General features: G+C 58.1%; 2 protein-coding genes. Both read left to right on the top strand.

Annotated elements, in window-relative coordinates:
- A partial coding sequence (locus OC610_RS27765) for a transporter substrate-binding domain-containing protein (RefSeq protein WP_264432752.1) occupies window positions 1-576 on the top strand: 576 nt, incomplete at its 5' end.
- A 57-nt stretch (window positions 577-633) separates the two neighbouring features.
- A partial coding sequence (locus OC610_RS27760; RefSeq protein WP_264432750.1) for an ABC transporter permease occupies window positions 634-1,189 on the top strand: 556 nt, incomplete at its 3' end.

Genomic DNA, 1,189 nt, shown 5'->3' with positions numbered 1-1,189 from the left:
GTCGAAAGCGATTTCGACGGCATGATCCCAGGCCTCAAGGCCAATAAATTCGACGGCGTGATTTCCTCCATGACCGTTACCGAGGCCCGTGAAAAAGTCATCGATTTCTCCAGCGAGCTGTTCTCCGGTCCAACGGCCTATGTGTCCAAGAAGGGTTCGGGCGTGACCGAAGACGTCGCCTCGCTCAAGGGCAAGACCGTCGGCTACGAGCAAGGCACCATCCAGGAAGCCTACGCCAAAGCCGTGCTGGACAAAGCGGGCGTCAAGACCCAGGCCTACCAGAACCAGGACCAGGTCTATTCCGACCTGACCTCCGGCCGCCTCGACGCCGGGATCCAGGACATGCTCCAGGCCGAGCTGGGTTTCCTGAAATCGCCGCAAGGCGCTGACTATGAAGTCAGCAAGCCGGTAGACAACAAACTGCTGCCAGCCAAGACCGCTGTCGGTATCAAGAAAGGTAACAAAGAGCTGAAGGCGCTTTTGGATAAAGGTATCAAAGCGTTACACGACGACGGCAAATACGCCGAAATCCAGAAAAAACACTTTGGCGATCTGAATCTGTACAGCGGCAAATAATGCGCGGCGCCCACCCGGTCTCGGGTGGGCGCTTTTTTCCTGCCAAAGGCCTCCTCCATGTTCGAACAACTCTTACAAAATCTGGGGCTCTCCGCCTTCAGCCTGAAGGGCTTCGGCCCGCTGCTGATGCAAGGCACCTGGATGACCATCAAGCTGTCGGCCCTTTCCTTGCTGCTCAGTGTCCTGCTCGGCCTGCTGGGCGCCAGCGCCAAGCTGTCCAGCGTCAAACTGCTACGTATTCCCGCCCAGCTCTACACCACGTTGATTCGCGGCGTACCCGACCTGGTGCTGATGCTGCTGATTTTCTACAGCCTGCAAACCTGGCTGACTTCTTTGACTGATCTGATGGAATGGGAATACATCGAGATCGACCCATTCGGCGCCGGGGTGATCACCCTGGGCTTCATTTATGGCGCGTACTTCACCGAAACGTTCCGTGGCGCGATTCTCGCCGTGCCGCGCGGCCAGGTCGAAGCGGCCACGGCCTATGGCCTCAAGCGTGGCCAGCGTTTTCGCTTTGTGGTGTTCCCGCAGATGATGCGCTTTGCCTTGCCGGGCATCGGCAACAACTGGATGGTCATGCTCAAGGCCACCGCCCTGGTGTCGATCATCG

The sequence above is a fragment of the Pseudomonas agronomica genome (assembly GCF_025917275.1).
Taxonomy (GTDB): Bacteria; Pseudomonadota; Gammaproteobacteria; order Pseudomonadales; family Pseudomonadaceae; genus Aquipseudomonas; species Aquipseudomonas agronomica.
This window is presented reverse-complemented; position numbering and strand designations above follow the sequence as displayed.